We start from the raw sequence: 19,003 nt of genomic DNA on the forward strand, positions 1-19,003 counted from the left end.
CCTGGAGCGTCTCAGCCCGTTAAAAAAATATAACAATTGATCAATATCTCATCACGATGGCCTTGGGTTCAGTGAAGAAATCGCGGTGGAAGTGCCCACCTTCGCGCCCGACGCCCGACAGCTTGTAGCCCCCGAAAGGTGCCTTCCGCTCTCGCACACCCCAGGTGTTCACCCACACCGTGCCGGCCCGCAGCCGCTCGGCCACCTGATGAGCGCGCCGCAGATCTTGAGTATAGAGCGTCGCGGTGAGCCCGTAGTCGGAGTCGTTGGCCAGGTTCACGCCTTCGTCCTCGGTGTCGAACGGCGCCACGCACACCACCGGGCCGAAGATCTCCTCCCGGCAGGCCCGGGCGGCGGGGGGCAGGCCGATCGCGACCGTCGGCCGCACGTACCAGCCGTCGCCCGCGCGCCCCCCAGTGAGGATCTTCCCGCCGTCCTCCGGGATGGAGTCGAGGTAGCCGCACACCTTGTCGTACTGCTCCTGGCTGACGATCGGGCCCAGGTCGGTGGCCGGGTCCATCGGGTCGCCGAGCCGCAGCGCCTCGGCCTGCTCGACGAACCTGGCCACGAACTCGTCGAAGATCGGCCGCTGCACGTAGACCCGGCTGGTGACCAGGCAGACCTGGCCGGAGTTGGAGTAGATCGAGCGCACCGAGCTGGGCACGGCCACGTCGAGGTCGGCGTCGGCGAAGACCAGGTTCGCGCCCTTGCCGCCGCACTCCAGCGTGACCGGCACCAGCCGGTCGGCCGCCACCTTCGAGATCGCGGCGCCGACCTCGCTCGACCCGGTGAAGGTGATCCTGGCCACCTCGGGGTGCTCCACGAGGAAGCCGCCCGCCGAGCCCGGCCCGAAGCCGTGCACGACGTTGAACACGCCAGGCGGCATGCCCGCCTCCAGGGCCAGCTCCGCCATCAGCGTGGCGGAGCCGGGGCTCTGCTCGGCGGGCTTGAGCACGACGGTGTTCCCCCAGGCCAGCGGCGCGGCCACCTTCCACGAGCCCATGGTGAGCGCGAAGTTCCACGGGGCCACGGCCGCGACCACGCCCGCCGGGTCGTACTGCGTGTAGATGTGATGGTCGGCGTCCTTGGGATAGACCTCGGCATGGTCGAGGTCGGCCTCGTCGGCGGCCAGCCGGAAGTTGCTCGCCGCGCCCGCCACCTCGCCGTTGAGCAGGCGGGAGATCGGCTTGCCCATGTCCATGGTGTCCCTGCGGGCCAGCTCCTGCCGGTGCTCCAGCATCAGGTCGGCCAGCCGGTAGAGGATCTGACGCCGCTCACCGGTGGTCATGCGCGGCCAGGAGCCCTGGTGGAACGCCCGGCTCGCCGCCTCGACGGCCGCCTCGACCTCGGCCCGCCCGCCCAGGGCCACCTCGGCCCAGGGCTCGCGGGTATGCGGATTGACCGACTCGAAGGTACGGCCGTCGGCGGACGGCCTGACCTGGCCGTCGATTACGTGGTCGAAGCGTTCCATCCGCCGGCACCTCCGTTGACACGACTGTGTATCTATTTGATTATTATAACTTAATTCACCACTGGCAAGAGGAGAGCCGAATGACCCCTCGCCTGCTCGCGCTGGACACCTGCCTGGTGTCCGACGCGCTGGACGCCCTCGGCCTGCCGGGGGCGACGACCGGGATCCGGCCGTTGCACGGGACCGCCCGCACGGTCGCGGGGGCCGCGGTGACGGTGCGGATCGGCCCGCGCGGCTCCGCCGCCCCCGCCCACCATCTGGCCACCCCCGCCGTGGCCGCTTCCGGCCCCGGCCAGGTCCTGGTCATCGGCAACCAGGGCCGCACCGACGTCTCCGCCTGGGGCGGCATCCTGTCGTTCGCCGCCGCGCGGCGCGGCATCGAGGGCGTGGTGGTGGACGGCGCGGCCCGCGACATCGGCGAGGCCGAGGAACTGGGCTTCCCCGTGTACGGCAGGGCCGCCGTCCCGGTCACCGCGCGCGGCCGGATCGTCCAGGAGGCGTGGGACGTCCCCGTCGACTTCGCCGGGGTCACCGTCGATCCGGGCGACCTGGTGCTGGCCGACGTGAACGGCGTCGTCTTCGTCCCGCGCGATCGCGCCGACGAGGTCATCGCCGTCGCCGAACGGCTGGCCGCCCGCGAGCGCGCCATGATCGAGGCGGTCCGGGCGGGCGAGTCGGTCGTGGACGTCATGCACGACAGCCGGTTCGAGGAGGCCACCAGATGATCCCCGAGGAGATCGGCGAGCTGGCCGGGCTGGGCACGGCGACGGTGTCCGACGCGCTGGACCGGCTGCGGCTGCCCGGCAGCGCGCACGGCCTGGCCCCGATCGCCGACGGCCTGCGGACGGCGGGCCGCGCGTTCACCGTCCGATACGCCCCCGCGGGCGCGGTCCCCGGCACCGTTGGCGACTACATCGACGACATGGAACCCGGTTGGGTGGCCGCCCTGGACAACGACGGCCGCACCGACTGCACGGTGTGGGGCGACATCCTCACGGCGGTGGCCCACCACCGGGGCATCGCGGGCACCGTCATCGACGGCGTGTGCCGCGACACCCGTGAGGCCCTCGGCCGCGGCTACCCCGTCTTCAGCCGGGGCCGCTTCATGCGCACCGGCAAAGACCGGGTGGAGGTCGTCGAGGTCGGCGGCACCATCACGCTGGCCGACGTCCAGGTGCGCCACGGCGACCTGATCCTCGGCGACGAGGACGGCGTCGTGGTCGTCCCCTGGGACGAGGCCGATCGGGTCGCCGCGACCGCCAGGGAGATCGCCGCCCGCGAGGACGAGATCCTGAACCTGGCCCTGGAGACCGGCAGCCTGCGCGACGCGCGCACCCGCCACGGCTACCACCTGTTGCAGCGGAGCGGGCGATGAGCCCGGCGCCGCTCACCGGCGAGCTGCTCGAACTCGGCACCGCCACGCTGTACGAGGCGTCCGGCATCGACTGCGCCCTCGACCCGCGCGTCCGCCCGGCCTGGGCGGGGGCGCGGGTCGCCGGTCCGGCGTTCCCCGTGGTCGCCCGCCCTGCCGACAACCTGCCGCTGCACCGCGCCCTGGAACTGGCGGCCCCGGGCGAGGTGCTGGTGGTGCAGGCCGGGGGCGCGCCGCACGGCTACTGGGGTGAGGTCCTGGCGGTCGCCGCCCGGCGGCGCGGGATCGCCGGGCTGGTCATCGACGGCGGGGTGCGCGACACCGAACGACTGGCCGCGATCGGCTTCCCCGCGTTCTCCCGCTGGATCGCGGTCCACCGCACCGGCAAGGACGACCCGGGACGCCTGGGCGAGCCCACCGTGATCGGCGGGGTGCCCGTGGCACGCGGCGACATGGTCGTGGCCGACGCCGACGGCGTGGTGATCCTCCCCGCCGCACAGGTGGACGCGACCGTCCGCCGCTCGCGCGAGCGGGTGGCCAAGGAGGAGCATTTCCTGGAACGCATCCGGGCCGGCGAGTCCACCATGGACCTGTACGGCTTCCGCCGCTGACCCGCTCCGCGCAGCGAGAAGGCCCGGGCCGAACGATCGGCCCGGGCCCTTTCAGGTTCCCGCTCAGCTTCAGGTTCCCGCTCAGCGCCGCGACGGCGCCTTCTTGATCACCGGGTCCAGCCCGAACGCCTCGCAGGCGTTGCCGCCCAGGATCTGCCGCTTCTCCTTCTCTCCGAGGAACGGCAGGTCGTAGATCACCGACGGGACGTCGTAGTCCCAGTGCGGGTAGTCCGAGGAGTAGAACAACTGGTTCGGCGCGTCCATCATCTCGAACGTGACCTCCAGCGCCCGGCGGTTGCGGTGCCGCTCCATCGGCTGGGAGGAGAAGTACATGTCACGCATGTAGTCGCTGGGCAGCTTCTTCAGCAGCGGCGCCTCTGAGGTCCGCATCATGTACTCGTTGTCCAGCCGCTGCATCAGGAACGGGATCCAGGCCAGTCCGCTCTCAATCCACAGCACCTTCAGGTTCGGGAAGCGCTCGGGCAGGCCGTTCACGATCCAGTTGGTCATGTGGATCATGTTGCAGGTCGTGAAGCCCAGCGAGTGCACCGAGATGAACTTGTTGAGCTGGGTCATGCTCGGCTCGGTCCAGTTGTAGGCCGCGTGGAAGGCCAGCGGCTTGCCGGTCTCCTGGATCGCGGCGTACACCGGCGCGTAGTCGTTGTGGTGGACCATGCGGTTGCGCACCGAGGTGACCATGAACCCGACGACGCCCGGCACGTCCTTGAACTCGTGGACCATCTTCAGGGTCTCGGCCGGGTCGTTGAACGGCAGGTAGATCATGGTCTTGATCCGGTCGTCCTGCGGCAGCAGGTCCCGGGTCAGCCACCGGCAGTACGCCCTGGCCAGCGCCACCTCCACCTCGACCTGCGGGTGCAGGCCCAGGGTGAGCATGGGCGTGGGGAACATGACGGTGTAGTCGATGCCGAGCTGGTCCATCGCCCAGATCATCCGCACCACGTCGGGGTGGCGGGGGTCCTCCACGGCGTCCAGCGGGTCGGAGAAGTTGCGGCCCGCCCGGATGATGCGCCCGCCGACCTCCTGGTTGCCGAGCTGCACGCCGGTCAGCGCGGCGGACGCGCCGCCGCCGTTGCCGCGCTTCACCATGGAGATCGCCCACTCGCGCAGCGGGCCGTCCTCCATGTAGGGGACGATGTCCTTCCACGCCCGGTTCTCGTAGTGGTGGGCGTCCACGTCGACGATCACGAAGTCGTCGTAGCCGCGTTCGGCGGCCTGCTCCCTGGCGTTCGAGAGGGTGTTCTCGACCGGGATCCGGCTGCGCGTGTAGAGGCTCATCGATCTCCCTTCCACGGGACCCCACCCCAGGACTGCCACAGGGCGAGTTCGAAGACTTCCAGGTTCTGGGCGTGCAGCAGGGCGCTCGCCACGGTCACCACGTCGGTCGCGGTGATCTCGTCGGACGACGTGAACGGCTCGACGTAGCCGCGCTCGGCGAGGTGCCTGGCGTAGAGCGTGAACGCCGCGGTGAAGACGCGCCGGACCTCGTCGTCCGACAGCTCCACGTCCTTGTTGACCAGCGCTTCCAAGGTGTCAGCCGATGACATAGACCTCACCGTCCTGGATGACCGTTTCGTACTGCCGCAACTTGATGTTGGCGTCGGCGACCATCACGCCGGTGTGGAGGTCGTACTCCCAGCCGTGCCACGGGCAGACCAGGTGCGGCTCGGTGCGGTCGGACCGCTCGCCGAGCAGCACGCCGCCCTCGCCGAGCACCGCCTCCACCTTGGGGAAGTACTGCCCCTCGCACACCGGGCCGCCCTGATGCGGACAGATGTTGAGATAGGCGACAAACCGGCCGCCAACGTGGAACACCCCGACCCTCCGGCCGCCGACGTCCACGATCCGCCGGTCGCCGTCCTCGAAATCGGCAGCCTTTCCGACGTGCACCTTGATCGCGGTCGAATCCATCGCCACCTCCTGCTCAGATTGATGTAAATATATAATAGTTAGCTACATCCGACAAGGGAGGTCCGATGTCCGCGGAGACGGTCTTCGAAGTCCTGGATTCATGGGGTGTCCGGCATGTGTTCTCGTGCCCGGGAACCACCGAGGTCGCCCTGCTCGACGCGGCGGTGGACCATCCCTCCCCCGAACTGGTGCTGACCACGCACGAGTCGATCGCCGTGGCCATGGCCGACGGCTTCGCCCGCGCCTCTGGCCGCCCGGGGGTCGCCTACCTGCACACCCACCTGGGGCTGGCCAACGGCCTGGCCCACCTGTACTGCGCCACGCTCGCCGCCTCGCCGGTCACCGTGCTGACCGGGCTCAAGCCGTCCACGCTGGCCGGGCGCAAGGGCTTCACCTCGATCCCGCACGTCGCCGACCTGGTCAGGCCGTTCTGCAAGAGCGTCCGGCAGGCGGCCCACCCGGCACTGCTCGGCGAGGACCTGCACGCGACGATCACCGCCTCGGTCACCCCGCCCGCCGGTCCGGCCTGGCTCGGCATCCCGCAGGACGTGCTGGAGGCCCCGGCCGACCGGCACGCGCTGCGGCCGACGCCCCGGCCGCGCTACCGGCCCGACCCCTCGGCCGTCGCCATGGCCGCCGGGCTGCTGGCCGGCGCGCGGCGCCCGCTGATCGTCGCGGGCGACGAGGTGGCCAAGCACGACGCCAGCGAGCGGCTGGAGGCGCTCGCCCTGCGGCTGGGGGCTCCGGTGTTCGCGCCGCCACGGCACGACCTGCAGTTCGCCTCCTTGCGCACCGGCCACTCGCACTACTGCGGCCGGCTCGACTTCGACGGCGACGCGGTGAAACGGGCGGACGTGGTGCTGGTCGCCGGGCAGGGGACGTTCCAGGAGTTCGCGCCGCGCATGACGCCCTGGTTCCCCGACGACGTCACGGTCGTGCACCTGAGCGAGGACGCCGCCCAGCTCGGGCGGCTCTCCCCCGCGACGGTCCCGCTGGCCGGGGACGCCGGGCTCGCGCTGGCCGACCTGCTCGCCGCGCTCGCCGACCTGCCTGGACCGTCCGGCGACGCCTACCTCGCCGAGTGCCGGGCCGCGCACCTGGCGGGGGCGCCGGCCTCCGACCCGCCGGACGGCGGGCCCGGCGCGCTCGGCGTCGGCGCCGCGATGGCGGCCCTGGCCCGCCACGTGGACGGCGGCACCACCGTGGTGTCGGACTGCGTCACCTCCCAGACCGCCCTGCTGGACCACCTGCCGCGCCACGACGGGCGATCGCTCTACTCCACCGAGGGCGGCTCGCTGGGCTGGGGCGTGGGCGCGGCCCTCGGCGTACGGCTGGCGCTGCCCGGACGCCGGGTGCTCGCCGTGCTCGGCGACGGGGTCTTCCAGTTCGGCCTGCAGGGCCTGTGGACCGCCGTGCGCCACCGCCTGCCGGTCACCATGATCGTCCTCAACAACGGCGCCTACCAGGCGGTCCGTGCCGGGCTGCGCCGCTACGGCCGCCGCGCGCTCGCGACGGGCGTCTACCCGCTCACCGACATCAGCGGCCCCGACTACGCCGCCGTGGCCCGCGGCTTCGGCGCGACCGCGTTCACCGTGGACTCCGCCGCCGCGCTGGACGCCGCCCTTGAGGAGTCCGCCGCCGCGACCGGCCCGGTGGTCGTGGACGTGCGGCTCGGCGCGGCCTGACCGGCCCGCCGGAGGTGGGGCCGAGGGGGTCCCACCTCCGGCGACCGCCGGGTTCAGACGTTGTTCAGGATGGACAGGGCGGTGTTCTGGAAGATGTCGGCCTTGTCCTCGTCGGGGATGTCCAGGCCCTCGATGGTGGAGACGCCCCGGTCGATGTCGCCGAGCGGGTGCGGGAAGTCGGTCCCCATCACCATGTGGCGGGTGCCGACCACGTCGCGCAGCAGGCGCATGGTGTTCGGGGTGAAGCTGACCGTGTCGTAGTAAAGCCGCTTGAGGTACGTGCTGGGCAGCGCGGGCAGCCGCTCCTGGTTCTCGGCGTAGTCGCGCCAGCCGTTGTCGATCCGCTCCAGCAGCCAGGGCAGCGCGCCGCCCGCGTGGGCGATGTGCCAGCGGATGTTCGGGTAGCGGTCGAGCAGCCCGCCGTACATCAGGCGCAGCACCGACGTGGTGGTGTCGTACATGAAGCCGACCGTGGAGCCGAGCATGTAGTCGCGCACGTTCTCGCTGCCCGGCGGCACCTGGGGGTGCAGGAACAGGCACAGGCCCATGGCGTCGGCGGCCTCGAAGAACGGCGTGAAGCGGGGGTCGTCGTAGTAGACGCCCTTGATGTTGCTGGGCAGGATCACGCCGTTGAAGCGCAGGTCCTCGAGCACCCGGCGCAGCTCGGCGACCGCCTCGTCCTGGTCGCCCATCGGAACCGTGCCGTAGGCGAGTAGCCGGTCCGGGTTCGCCGCGACCAGTTCCGCGTACCGGTCGTTCAGCTCCCGGCACGCCTTGGCCTGGGCGGCCGGGTCCTTGACGAACTGGATCAGCGGCCCCATGGAGATGACCGCGACGTCCACCCCCGCGCGGTCCATGGCCTCCAGCCGCAGCCCCATATCCGACATCGCCGGACGGATGCCGAAGAAGCGAGTGCCCTGGTAGGCGATGAACCGCATGCCCGAGGCGGACCGCTCGAAGGAGAAGTCGGAGTCGGCCTGCTCGATCAGCGTGAAGAACTCGCCCGGATAGAAGTGCGTGTGCAGGTCGTACTTCTTCATCTTTCCTCCTGGCTCCTGGCGTAAGACAGTAAGAACATATAATGTTTAGCTATCTGGAGCGCAAGGGAGGGTTCCGTGACCGAACGAGTCCGCAACCGACCAGAGCCCGAACCGGAACGGACGGTCGAGGAGGAACGGCTCCACCGCAAACGCTGCCTGGCCGCCGGATTCCGGCTGTTCGCCAAGTTCGGCTTCAACGAGGGCGTGGCCGGGCACATCACCGCCCGCGACCCCGGCGAGCCCGGCCTGTTCTGGGTCAACCCCTTCGCCAGGCACTTCGGCCGGATCAAGGTCAGCGACCTGGTCCTGGTCGACGCCAAGGGCACCGTCGTCGAGGGGAACGCCCGGGTCAACCGGGCCGCCGTCACCATCCACGGGGCCGTCCACGACGCCAGGCCCGAGGTCGTGGGGTGCGCGCACTCCCACTCGGTGCACGGCAAGGCCTGGGCCGCGCTCGGCCGTCCGCTGCTGCCGATCACCCAGGACGACTGCGTGTTCTTCGAGGACCACGCGCTCTACGACGAGTTCGGCGGGGCCGCCTTCGACTTCGAGGAGGGGAAGCGCATCGCCACCGCGCTCGGCCCGAACAAGGCCGCGATCCTGCGCAACCACGGCCTGATCACCGTGGGCCTCACCGTCGAGGAGTGCGTGGCCTGGTTCGTCAAGATGGAAAGGAGCTGCCAGGTGCACCTGCTCGCCCACGGCGCGACGGCGGCCGGTCCGCCGATCCCGATCGACGACGAGACCGCGCGGATGACCCGCGAGGACATCGGACGGCCCGCCAGCGGGCGCAACGGCTTCCGCCCGCTGTGGGAGATGATCGTCGCCGAGCAGCCGGACCTGCTCGACTGATGGGCGCCCGACAGAGTGCGACGCGGCCCGTCGTGTGGATCCCGCACCCCGAGGGCGCCGGGCGCCTGCGCGGCCTGCCCGCCGAGGTGACCGTGTTCGACGGCCGGAGCGAGCCGCCCCCCGGCATCGAGCGGGTCGAGTTCTGCGTCCCCGGGCGTCCGTCGCCCGCGATGCTCGCCGCCATCCGGCGGATGAGCGGCCTCAAGGTGCTGCAGACCCTCGCCGCCGGAGTGGACGGCTTCCTCCCGGCGCTCCCGGCGGGCGTCACCCTGTGCAACGGGCGCGGCATCCAGACCGCCGCCGTCGCCGAGTGGGTGCTCGCCGCCGTCCTGACCATGCAGCGCGAGCCGGGCGCGCCCGCCGCGCGGGGCCGTACCCGGACCCTCGATGGCGCCACGGTGCTGATCGTCGGCTATGGCGAGATCGGCGCCGCCGTCGAGGCCCGGCTCGTGCCGTTCGGCTGCCGCGTCACCAGGGTCGCGCGCACCGCCAGGCCCGGCGTCGAGACCGTCGCGGCCCTGCCCGGCCTGCTCGGCGCGGCCGACGTCGTGGTGAGCCTGCTCCCGAGGACCCCCGAGACCGGGGGGCTGTTCGACGCCGCCGCGTTCGCCCGGATGCCGGACGGCGCGCTGTTCGTCAACGCCGGTCGCGGCGACGCCGCCGACACCGAGGCGCTGACCAAGGCGACGGGCTCGGGACGGCTGCGCGCCGCCCTGGACGTCACCGACCCCGAGCCGCTGCCCGGGGACCACCCGCTGCGGAGCACGCCGGGCGTGCTGCTCAGCCCGCACGTCGCCGGGCAGACCACGGCGTTCCTACCCCGCGCCTACGACCTGGTGAGGGCCCAGATCGAGCGCCACCTGGCCGGTGCCCCACTGGCCAACGTGGTGTCTAAGGACTACTGAAGGAGTCGCCATCGTGGTGAAGGCCAAGGAAAGCGTCGCCGCCGCAGCCGAGTACGTGGCGGGCAAGCAGACCGCGGGCAACGGGCTCGCCCCGGTCCGCCTCGCGGCCAACGAGACCCCCTACCCGCCGCTGCCCAGCGTGCGCGAGGCCGTCGTGGAGGCGCTGTCCGGACTCAACCGCTATCCGAACCCCTCGGGCGCGCGGCTGCGCTCGGTCATCGCCGAGCACCTGGGCGTGGACCCCGGCCAGGTGACGATCGGGCCGGGCGCGGGCGCGCTGTGCGAGCGGGCGGTGCTGGCCACCTGCTCCCCCGGTGACGAACTGATCTACCCGTCGCCGTCGTTCCCCGGCTACTCGGCCTACGCGGGCGTGTCCGGGGCGAAGGCCGTGCGGGTGCCGCTCACCGAGGACGGCGCGCACGACCTCGCCGCGATGGCCGCGGCGATCACCCCCCGGACCAAGGCGATCATCCTGTGCAGCCCCAACAACCCCACGGGGGCCGCGATCCCCGAGGCCGAGCTGCGCGGCTTCCTGGCCAAGGTGCCCACGGAGTGCCTGGTCGTCCTGGACCAGGCGTACGTCGAGTTCGCCGACCCCGACGGCTGCGCCCGGGGGCACCTGCTGCTGCCCGACCACCCCAACCTGGTCGTGCTGCGCACGTTCTCCAAGGCGTACGGCCTGGCCGGGCTGCGCGCCGGATACGCCGTCGGGCAGCCGGGCGCGATCGACGTGGTGCGCAAGGCGCAGACGCCGTTCCAGATCAACAGCCTGGGGCAGGTGGCCGCGGTGGCCAGCCTGCGCGCGCACGACGAGCTGGCCGAGCGGGTCGCCGAGGTGGTCGCGGAGCGGGAGTGGCTGCGGGAGCGGGTGGCCGGGCTGGGGCTGGCCGTCCCGCCGTCGCACGGCAACTTCCTGTGGCTGCCGATGCCCGATCCGCGCGGGGCCGCCGGGGTGCTGGAGTCGCAGGCCGTGCTGACCAGGCCGCAGCCGGGCGGCCTGCGGGTGACGATAGGCACCCGCGAGGAGAACGAGCGGTTCCTCGCCGCGCTCCGCCTGCTGGACTGAGCCGGGTGAGCGAAGGGGCCACCGCGCGGCGCGCGCGGTGGCCCCTTCTCATATCAAGAGTCAGCGGGTCAGGAGGTGAGCGGCGCGGCCAGCGGCCGGTCGATGCGGGCGTCGACGTCGGAGCGGTCGAGCCGGTTCAGCAGCCGGGTGCGGCGACGTTCTTCACCTTCTCCCCCGCCAGCCAGACCTCGCGCCCGTCGTCCAGGCTCTCGCGGTACCGGCCACCCGTCATGGCCATGGTTCGCCTTCCTCCCTAAGCGTTCTTAACATATAATGTTTATCCATATACACTTCTGTCAATTGGGGAGGTGACCGCCACATGGAGATGACCGGCGGCGAGGCCCTGGCCCGCCAGCTCGTCACGGAGGGAGTGAGCCAGGTCTTCGGTGTTCCCGGGGTCCAGCTCGACTTCGCCGTGGACGGACTGGCCAGGAGCGGCCCGGAGTTCCGCAACACGCGGCACGAACAGGCGGCGTCCTACATGGCCGACGGCTACGCGCGGACCACCGGCGAGCCGGGCGTCTGCATGGTCGTGCCCGGCCCCGGCCTGCTCAACGCGATGGCGGGGCTCTCCACAGCGTACGCGTGCTCCTCACCGGTGCTGTGCGTCGCCGGGCAGATCCCCTCGGCCACCCTCGGGCGCGGGCTGGGCATGCTGCACGAGGTGCCCGACCAGACGCGCACGCTCGGCACGGTGACCAAGTGGACGGGCGCCGCGCGCACGCCGCAGGAGGTGCCGAAGCTGGTCAGCGAGGCGTTCCGGCGGCTGCGCGAGGGGCGGCCCCGGCCGGTGGGCATCGAGATCCCACCGGACGTGCTGTCGGCCAAGGCGGACGTCGAGATGTGCGTGCCGTCCGAGGGGGACGGCCGCGTCCAGCCCGATCCCGAGGCGCTCGGCCGGGCGGCGGAGCTGCTGCGCGCCGCGCGCAAGCCGGTCCTCTACGCGGGCGGCGGCGTCCTCGCCGGGGCGGCCTGGGAGGAACTGCGGCGGCTCGCCGAGACGCTGGGCGCTCCCGTGGTGATGAGCCACAACGGGCGGGGCTCGCTGTCGGACCGCCACCCGCTGGCGCTGACCGCGCTCGGCGGGCGCGAGGTGCTGCCGGACGCCGACGTGGTCCTCGCCGTCGGCAGCAGGTTCCTCACCAGCATGGGCCGCCCGGTCGCCACCGGCGGGCGGGTCGTCCTGCTGAACGCCGAGGCCGCCGACCTGGACGCGCCGCGCGAACCCGCCGTGGCCGTGCACGGCGACGCCCGGCTCGGCCTGGCCGCGCTCGCCGACCTGACGGACGGCGAGCGCCGCCCCTGCTGGGCCGACCTGGACGAGATCCGCGACCACTGCGCCAAGCAGATCTCCGAGGTCGAGCCGCAGCTCTCCTGGGTGCGCGCGCTGCGCGACGCCCTGCCGGAGGACGGCGTGCTGGTCAACGAGCTGACCCAGGTCGGCTACCTCGCCCAGGTGGCCTTCCCCGTCTACGGCCCGCGCACCTACGTGTGGCCCGGCTACCAGGGCACGCTCGGCTACGGCTTCGCCACCGCGCTCGGCGCCAAGGCCGCGCTCCCCGACCGGACGGTCGTCTCCATCACCGGCGACGGCGGCTTCGGCTGGAACCTGCAGGAACTGTCCACCGCCCGCCGGCACGGCATCGGCCTGGTCACCGTGGTCTTCGACGACGGGGCCTTCGGCAACGTCAGGCGCACCCAGAAGACCCGCTTCGAGGGCAGGCTGAACGGCACCGAGCTGGCCAACCCCGACTTCGTCCGGCTGGCCGAGGCGTTCGGCGTGCGGGGCGAGCGCGCCGGGTCGCCCGCCGAGCTGTCCCACCTGATCGCCGACGCCCTGGACGGCGGCGAGCCCGCGCTGATCCACGTGCCCGTCGGCGAGATGGACGGCGCCTGGCACCTCATCCACGACTTCCTGGCCAAGCCCCGGGCCTGAACCCCACAAGAAGAAGGGCTCCCTCCGATCAGGAGGGAGCCCTTCTCAGTGCGCCGGGATCAGCGGAAGATCTGCTTCATCAGCTCGATCGTCTCGTTGAAGTGCTGCTCGGACTGGGCGAAGGGCGGCTTCTTCACCACCTGGATCTCGTCGATGCCCGGGTAGCCGGACATGCCCGGACTGCCCTTGGCGCTGCCCCACAGACCGGCCTGCGGGACCATCGACATGGCCTCGGGGGTGAACATCCAGGTCTCCAGCAGCCGGGCGGCGTTCGGGTTGGGCGCGCCCTTGAGGATCCCGTAGTAGGTGACGGTCATCGGGGTGGGGCCCTGGAGCGGGAAGACCATGTCCACCGGGGCGCCCTTCTTCTTGGCCTGGTTGAAGGCGGTGAAGCCGAGCCCGGGGGCGACGGCCCGCTGACCGGTGACGACGGCCTGCAGCGCCAGGTCGGAGCTGTCCACGATCAGCGGCTCGTTGGCCGCGATCCGCTCGATTCCTGGACGGTCGAAGTCGCCGCTGAACAGCATGTTCGACATGCCGTCCACCAGCGCGCCCGGCTTGCGGGGATCGGCCATCACGATCTTGCCCTTGAACCTGGGGTCGCCCATGTCCCGCCAGTTCTTCGGCGCGTCGGCCTTGCTGATCTTCTCCGTGTTGATCACGTAGCCGATGCCGCCGTACTGGTTGCCGTAGAAGAAGCCCTCCGGGTCGGCCACCTGGTCGCTCAGGTCCTTGGTGGTGACCGGCCGGAACTGTTCGAGCTTGCCTGTCTTGCCGTAGTCGATGACGGTCGTGCCGGTATGGACGAGGTCGCCGACGTGCTTGCCGGAGGCCTGCTCGGAGTTGATCTTCTGGTCCAGCGCGGGACCGAACGCCGGGACGCCGAGCACCGAGATGCCGGGGAACCGCTTGGTGAACGCCTCGTACACCGGCTTGAGGTCCTGTTCGACCGGTCCGTAGACGGTGACCTTGCTCTCGCCCGCCTGGACCGCCTTGCGGTACAGGTCCTGCATCGCGGCGACCGCCTCGGCGCCACCGAGCGCCGTGGCGTCCTGGGACAACCGATCCACGGCCGCGGCGTCCAGCGCCCCAGCACCGGATCCACCGCCACAGCCCGCCAGCGCCACCGTGGCCGCGGCGGCCAGGATCCCGAACTTCAATGGCTTCATCGTGCCTCCAGCACAACAACGTGTTCCGGTGGGATCGCCGCCCACAGGCGGGCTCCCACCTGGCCGTCGAGCGCCGCGGCCGAGCCGTTGCCCGCGGGCGCCGCCGTGCGGGCCACGAACCTCGACTCGCCGAGCTCGACGGTGTATTCGACCTGGTCCCCGAGGTAGACGTGGTTGACAACGGTGGCGGGCGCGTGTGCCGCGCCCTCCGGAGGCCGCTCCGTGCGGATGTCCACGTGGCATCCGCGGACGGCGAGCGTCACGGGTGCGCCCTCCTCCAGCCCTCCTTCGTGGTGGAAACCGACGACCGGACCGCCGTCCAGCCGGGCCTGATATCCCTTGTCCCAGGTGCCGCAGACGACCGCGTCGTGGATGTTCTCAAAGCCCACGAAGTCGGCCACGAAACGACTGACCGGTGCCGTGTAGAGGCGGTGCGGCGAGCCGATCTGCTCGATCTTGCCCTGGTTCATGACCACGATCCGGTCGGAGAGCGTCAGCGCTTCCAACTGGTCGTGGGTGACGTAGATCGACGTGGTGCCGATCGTGCGGTGCAGCCGCAGCAGCAGGTCGCGCATCCGGCCGCGCAGCTTGGTGTCGAGGTTGGACAGCGGCTCGTCGAACAGCAGCAGCCGGGGGTCGGCGGCCATCGCCCTGGCCAGCGCGACCCGCTGCTGCTGGCCGCCGGAGAGCTGGGAGCAGTCGCGCTCGGCGTACGCCTCCAGCCGGACCAGCGCGAGCGTCTCCGAGACGCGGGCCCTGATCTCCTCCTTGCTCCGCCGCTGCATGCGCAGCGGGTAGGCGACGTTGCCGAAGACGGTCATGTGCGGCCACAGCGCGTAGCTCTGGAACACCATGCCCAGCCTGCGCCGCTCCGGCGGGACGAAGATCTTGCGCGCCGGCGAGACGACCGGTTCGCCGCCGATGGAGATCTCGCCCGCAGCGGGGCTCTCCAGCCCGGCCACGCACCGCAGGGTGGTGGTCTTGCCGCAGCCGCTCGGCCCCAGCAGGGTCAGGAACTCGCCCTCCTCGACCACCAGGTCGAGCCCGTCCACGGCGAGGGTGTCCCCGAACCGTTTGGTGAGCCCGCTGATCTCGACCCTGGCCATGACGTCACCTCACACTCATGACCGGCGACTCGGCGCCGGCCGGACGTACCGCGGGACTGTTCCCGCTCTTGGGACGGCGCCCGCTCACCACCCGCCGCAGGGCGAGCCCCGCCACGTAGACCACTCCGACGCCGCCCAGCAGCAGGCAGAAGACCGCCGCCGCCATCGGCGTCTGGCCCAGCGTGTAGAGCTCGTAGACCACGACCGGGATGGTCCGGTTGGTCGATGTGGACATCAGGATCGGCACGTCGAAGCTGCCCGAGATGACGATCGCGGTGACGAACCAGCCGCTCACGAAGCTGGGCAGGATCAGCCGCCCGACGATTCCCACCAGGGCGCGCATCGAGCTGGCCCCGCTGGTCCTGGCCGACTCCTCCAATTCCCTGCCGAGCTGCACGACCGCGCCCTCCGCCACCCGCCCGGCGATCGGGGTGACGGTGACGATCAGCGCGATCATCAGGATCCATACCGTGCCGTACAGCTCCCGGAGGCCGGGCAGCGACAGGTAGGCCCAGGACATGGCCAGGCCGAGCACGATGCCGGGCAGCGCCCACGGCAGCCAGGTGGCCATCGAGATCAGCCGGGTGATCCGGCTCGGGTGGTGCCTGATCAGGTACTGCAGGGAGACGGCGAGGAGCATGGCCAGCAGCCCGCCGAGCAGCGCGATGACGATCGTGGCCTGGAAGGCGGCGACGATGTCCGGCTGGTCGAACAGCTCGCGGTAGTTGTCCAGGGTGAGCGCGCCGTACAGGCCGAAGACCGGTTGCAGGGAGCCGAGCACGAGCTGCGACAGCGGCAGCACCAGCCCGAACAGCCCGTACAGCACGATCCCGCCGGTGCAGACGTACCGCCAGCGGCCGATGTCCCAGGGTTCCTGCCGGTAGCCCTTGCCGGTGACGGTGGTGAACCGCCGGTTGCCGAGCAGCCTGCCCTGCAGCCGGACGAGCACCACGGTGATCAGCACGAGCAGCAGTGCCAGCGCGCTGGCCTGGGCGTACTCGGGGGTGGCGGAGTTGTAGAGGTAGCCGAAGAGCTGGGTCGGGAAGACCATGATCCCGGCGGGCACGCCGATGATCAGCGCGGCGTCCAGCGAGCCGAGACCGATCACGAAGCCGAGGATCATGATGCCGGTGATCGCGGGGGCCAGCACCGGCAGGTCCACCCGCAGGAAGGTGCGGAGCCTGCCCGCGCCCGAGACGAAGGACGCCTCCTCAAGGGATCGGTCCAGCGCCAGGAACGGGCCGAGCAGCAGGATGTAGGAGGAGGCCGTGGACTTCAGCGCGGTGACGAAGATCAGGCCCCACCAGGAGTTGATGTTGATGGGGTGGGCGCCGAACATGGCCTCGAACGGCTTGTTGAGCAGGCCCACGTCGGGGTTGCCCAGCATTCCCCAGCTCAGCGCGAAGAACAGGGTGGGCATCGCGAAGACGAACAGCATCATCGGGGTGACGAGCCGGCGCAGCGGCGTCGTGGTGCGGGCGACGACCCAGCAGAAGAACACCGCGAGCGCGGTGGAGATCAGCTTGGTGGAGACCGCGAGGATCGCGGAGTTCCGCAGTGTGGTGTAGGTGACCGGGTCGCCGTACGCCTCCGCGAACGGCTCCAGCGACCACTCGCCGGGCAGTCCGGGGGGCGAGGTCCGGAACGCGCCGACGACCAGCATCACCACCGGTGACACGCACAGTACGAACACGCCCGCGACGAGCGCGTAGATCAGGACGCGTCGTCCTACAGCCACGTCGCGAAACCCATCGCGTTGCCGGTCCCGGCCTCCGCCCGGTAGCAGGGCACGTAGTCGACCGTCTTGAAGGTGGTGCCGGTGCCCGACATGGCCCCGGCCACCACGATCCAGTTGCGCATCTCCGAGCTGCCGGACTCCAGCCAGGCCGGGTCGATGCCGGCCAGGTGTCGCTCGTCGTCCTCGGCCAGGGCGGTCAGGAACGCCTGGTCGAACTCCTCGTCCACGACGAAGTGGGTGAGCCCGCCGGACGCCACGAACGCCACCCGCTGCCCGCCAGGCGCGCCCTCCACCGCCCGGCGCAGCGCCTGCCCGAACGCGTAGCAGCGGGCGGGCGTGGGCTGGTTGGGCGGATAGAAGGTGTTGACGAAGACCGGGACGATCGGCAGCGGCCGTTCCAGCACCTGCTGGAAGACGAATCCCCAGCCGTGCGGGAGGCCGTGGTCGCCGTGTTTGCCCGGCGGCAGCCGTTCGGAGGCGGCCACGTCGAAGCCGCCGGCGATCAGCTCGGAGATCAGGTGCGCGGCCAGCTCGGGCGCGCAGGCGCGCTTGGTCGGCACGTCGGGTACGTAGCCCCTGGCGGAGACGGCGAGGCCGGGCCCCATCGCGGCCAGCTCGTCGTCACCGAGCGGCTGGTGGTCCACCTCGGCGCCCCAGTAGACGCCGAAGGCGGGCAGCAGCTCGTCGCCGAACAGCTCCTTGTGGTCGCTGCTGACGATGACCAGCACGTCGGGATCGACCTCGGCGATGGTCCGGCCCAGCGCGGCCAGCGCGGCGCGCGACCTGGCGTGCCGTTCCTCGCGGACGGCCGGCTCGACCTGCGGCGCGAAGTCGTCCCTGGCGGCCCGCAGGTCGTCGTAGGACCACGGCCGCCCCTGGTACATCAGCGCCGGGTTGCGCCGGTCGGCGGCGGCGCGCTGGTCCCAGTCGCCGGGCGGGGTGTTGAGCAGCGGGCCGTGCGAGGTGCCGACCCCCAGCACGATCTCAGTCATCGAGCCCTCCGAACAGCTTGCGGGCGTTGTTCTCCAGCAGGTCGGCGCGCTCGTCGCCGGACAGCCAGCCGATGTCCTCGATCAGCAGGTGGATGTCGTCGAACCAGCGGCCGGTCTCGGGGTTGCGGGCGGATCCGGTGCCGGGCTTCTCCGAGCCGAACAGGCACCGGTCGGCGCCGACGGTGCGCAGCAGCAGCTCCAGCGCGTCCTGGGTGTAGAGGCAGCTGTCGAAGTACAGCCGCCGCAGGCGGTCGGTGAAGGTGCCGTCCTCTGGACGGCGCAGCGCGCCCGGCATGAACCGGCCCGCCTGGTACGGCACCGCCCCGCCGCCGTGCGACATGATCAGCTTCAGATCCGGGAAGTCCTTGAAGACCTGGGAGTTGATCAGGCTGATCGTGTTGATCGTCTCCTCGACGATGAAGTGCAGGCTGTAGGACTCGCGGGCGGGCGGCCTGCATCCGGCGGAGTGCACCAGCGCGGGCACGTCCAGCTCGCACAGCACCTCGTAGACCGGATACCAGTAGCGGTCGCCGAGCGGCGGCTTGGGCGGGGAGGTCCCCTCCATCGGGTCCGGGTTCAGCATCGCGCCGACGAAGCCCAGCTCGCCGACGCAGCGGCGCAGTTCGTGGGTCCACTCGCGCGGATCCAGCGACGGGCTCTGCGGCAGGCCGGCCATGCCGCGGAAGCGGCCGGGATAGGCCTGGCAGACCCGGTGGATGATGTCGTTGGTCTCCTCGGTGTACCAGCGCACGAGCTTGGCCGGCTCTTCGCTGTGCATCGCCTGGAACGGGCGGGGCGATAGGACCTGCAGGTCGATGCCCGCGTCGTCGAGGTGCGCGAGATGTGAGATCCCGCCGAAGAACCGGCTCGGCTCCTCCATCGCGGCGCGGATCTGATCATCACTGGCCCCGACCTTGCCCCTGCCGTGCGCTCCCCGGTGCGACAGGAGGCTCGCCTTGTAGGCAGCCAGTTCGATCGGGGCGCTCACATGAGCATGGATATCGATGATCATCTGGAGTGAAACCACCTCTCCGGACTCCGGCTGATGCCAGACCGCAGGGCCCCCGACGTACGGCTTTGGCGCTAATGTATAAACATTATTTGTTCTAGGTTTTGGCCGTGTCAATAGCA

The 19,003-nt window shown here is 71.2% G+C and carries 18 protein-coding genes; 8 read left to right on the plus strand and 10 right to left on the minus strand.

Annotated elements, in window-relative coordinates; translation table 11 throughout:
- Window positions 1–40: 40 nt before the first annotated feature.
- The gene (locus P3X83_RS30390; RefSeq protein WP_277308709.1) at window positions 41–1,471 is read right to left on the minus strand and encodes an aldehyde dehydrogenase; all 1,431 of its coding nucleotides are present in this window, start codon (window positions 1,469–1,471) and stop codon (window positions 41–43) included.
- An 80-nt stretch (window positions 1,472–1,551) separates the two neighbouring features.
- Between P3X83_RS30390 and P3X83_RS30395 the strand changes: the two genes are divergently transcribed.
- Genes P3X83_RS30395 through P3X83_RS30405 form a run of 3 tightly spaced genes read left to right on the plus strand, consistent with a single transcriptional unit; the run spans window position 1,552 to window position 3,454 of the window.
- On the plus strand, window positions 1,552–2,196 hold the full coding sequence (locus P3X83_RS30395; protein ID WP_277308710.1) for an RraA family protein: 645 nt from the start codon (window positions 1,552–1,554) through the stop codon (window positions 2,194–2,196).
- Window positions 2,193–2,846, plus strand: coding sequence for an RraA family protein (locus P3X83_RS30400; protein WP_277308711.1), 654 nt, complete (start codon window positions 2,193–2,195; stop codon window positions 2,844–2,846). The genes P3X83_RS30395 and P3X83_RS30400 overlap by 4 nt, the downstream gene beginning before the upstream one ends.
- Window positions 2,843–3,454: a dimethylmenaquinone methyltransferase gene (locus tag P3X83_RS30405; protein ID WP_277308712.1), complete on the plus strand. Its 612-nt coding sequence runs from the start codon at window positions 2,843–2,845 to the stop codon at window positions 3,452–3,454. The genes P3X83_RS30400 and P3X83_RS30405 overlap by 4 nt, the downstream gene beginning before the upstream one ends.
- A gap of 81 nt (window positions 3,455–3,535) precedes the next feature.
- Here the strand turns inward: P3X83_RS30405 and P3X83_RS30410 are convergent, their stop codons facing one another.
- From P3X83_RS30410 to P3X83_RS30420, 3 genes are read right to left on the minus strand one after another with little or no spacing between them, the layout of a single operon-like run.
- Window positions 3,536–4,750: an amidohydrolase family protein gene (locus P3X83_RS30410; RefSeq protein ID WP_277308713.1), complete on the minus strand. Its 1,215-nt coding sequence runs from the start codon at window positions 4,748–4,750 to the stop codon at window positions 3,536–3,538.
- Window positions 4,747–5,019, minus strand: coding sequence for a hypothetical protein (locus tag P3X83_RS30415; protein WP_277308714.1), 273 nt, complete (start codon window positions 5,017–5,019; stop codon window positions 4,747–4,749). The genes P3X83_RS30410 and P3X83_RS30415 overlap by 4 nt, the downstream gene beginning before the upstream one ends.
- Window positions 5,006–5,383, minus strand: coding sequence for a Rieske 2Fe-2S domain-containing protein (locus P3X83_RS30420; RefSeq protein WP_277308715.1), 378 nt, complete (start codon window positions 5,381–5,383; stop codon window positions 5,006–5,008). The genes P3X83_RS30415 and P3X83_RS30420 overlap by 14 nt, the downstream gene beginning before the upstream one ends.
- A gap of 65 nt (window positions 5,384–5,448) precedes the next feature.
- Between P3X83_RS30420 and P3X83_RS30425 the strand changes: the two genes are divergently transcribed.
- Entirely contained in the window at window positions 5,449–7,068 is a 1,620-nt protein-coding gene (locus P3X83_RS30425; RefSeq protein WP_277308716.1) for a thiamine pyrophosphate-binding protein, read from the plus strand.
- Between the two features lie 53 nt (window positions 7,069–7,121).
- Here P3X83_RS30425 and P3X83_RS30430 read toward each other — a convergent pair whose 3' ends face one another.
- Window positions 7,122–8,108: an amidohydrolase family protein gene (locus P3X83_RS30430; RefSeq protein WP_277308717.1), complete on the minus strand. Its 987-nt coding sequence runs from the start codon at window positions 8,106–8,108 to the stop codon at window positions 7,122–7,124.
- A gap of 75 nt (window positions 8,109–8,183) precedes the next feature.
- On the opposite strand from P3X83_RS30430, the gene P3X83_RS30435 reads away from it, so the two are divergent.
- From P3X83_RS30435 to P3X83_RS30450, 4 genes are all read left to right on the plus strand, one after another.
- Window positions 8,184–8,960: a class II aldolase/adducin family protein gene (locus tag P3X83_RS30435; protein ID WP_277308718.1), complete on the plus strand. Its 777-nt coding sequence runs from the start codon at window positions 8,184–8,186 to the stop codon at window positions 8,958–8,960.
- Window positions 8,960–9,865: a 2-hydroxyacid dehydrogenase gene (locus tag P3X83_RS30440; protein ID WP_277308719.1), complete on the plus strand. Its 906-nt coding sequence runs from the start codon at window positions 8,960–8,962 to the stop codon at window positions 9,863–9,865. Before P3X83_RS30435 ends, P3X83_RS30440 begins: the two co-directional genes overlap by 1 nt.
- A 13-nt stretch (window positions 9,866–9,878) precedes the next feature.
- Entirely contained in the window at window positions 9,879–10,931 is a 1,053-nt protein-coding gene (gene hisC / locus P3X83_RS30445; RefSeq protein ID WP_277308720.1) for a histidinol-phosphate transaminase, read from the plus strand.
- A gap of 319 nt (window positions 10,932–11,250) precedes the next feature.
- Entirely contained in the window at window positions 11,251–12,867 is a 1,617-nt protein-coding gene (locus P3X83_RS30450; protein ID WP_277308721.1) for a thiamine pyrophosphate-dependent enzyme, read from the plus strand.
- 59 nt (window positions 12,868–12,926) lie between these two features.
- Here P3X83_RS30450 and P3X83_RS30455 read toward each other — a convergent pair whose 3' ends face one another.
- The 5 genes from P3X83_RS30455 to P3X83_RS30475 are packed head-to-tail and all read right to left on the minus strand — an operon-like array spanning window position 12,927 to window position 18,884.
- Window positions 12,927–14,036, minus strand: a complete 1,110-nt coding sequence (locus P3X83_RS30455) for an extracellular solute-binding protein (protein WP_277308722.1) — start codon at window positions 14,034–14,036, stop codon at window positions 12,927–12,929.
- The gene (locus P3X83_RS30460; protein ID WP_277308723.1) at window positions 14,033–15,142 is read right to left on the minus strand and encodes an ABC transporter ATP-binding protein; all 1,110 of its coding nucleotides are present in this window, start codon (window positions 15,140–15,142) and stop codon (window positions 14,033–14,035) included. Before P3X83_RS30460 ends, P3X83_RS30455 begins: the two co-directional genes overlap by 4 nt.
- A 4-nt stretch (window positions 15,143–15,146) precedes the next feature.
- Window positions 15,147–16,880, minus strand: a complete 1,734-nt coding sequence (locus P3X83_RS30465; RefSeq protein WP_277308724.1) for an iron ABC transporter permease — start codon at window positions 16,878–16,880, stop codon at window positions 15,147–15,149.
- Entirely contained in the window at window positions 16,871–17,872 is a 1,002-nt protein-coding gene (locus tag P3X83_RS30470; RefSeq protein ID WP_277308725.1) for a hypothetical protein, read from the minus strand. The genes P3X83_RS30465 and P3X83_RS30470 overlap by 10 nt, the downstream gene beginning before the upstream one ends.
- Window positions 17,865–18,884, minus strand: coding sequence for an amidohydrolase family protein (locus P3X83_RS30475; RefSeq protein WP_277308726.1), 1,020 nt, complete (start codon window positions 18,882–18,884; stop codon window positions 17,865–17,867). Before P3X83_RS30475 ends, P3X83_RS30470 begins: the two co-directional genes overlap by 8 nt.
- Between the last annotated feature and the right edge of the window lie 119 nt (window positions 18,885–19,003).

Source organism: Spongiactinospora sp. TRM90649, from assembly GCF_029382225.1.
Lineage (GTDB): Bacteria > Actinomycetota > Actinomycetes > Streptosporangiales > Streptosporangiaceae > Spongiactinospora.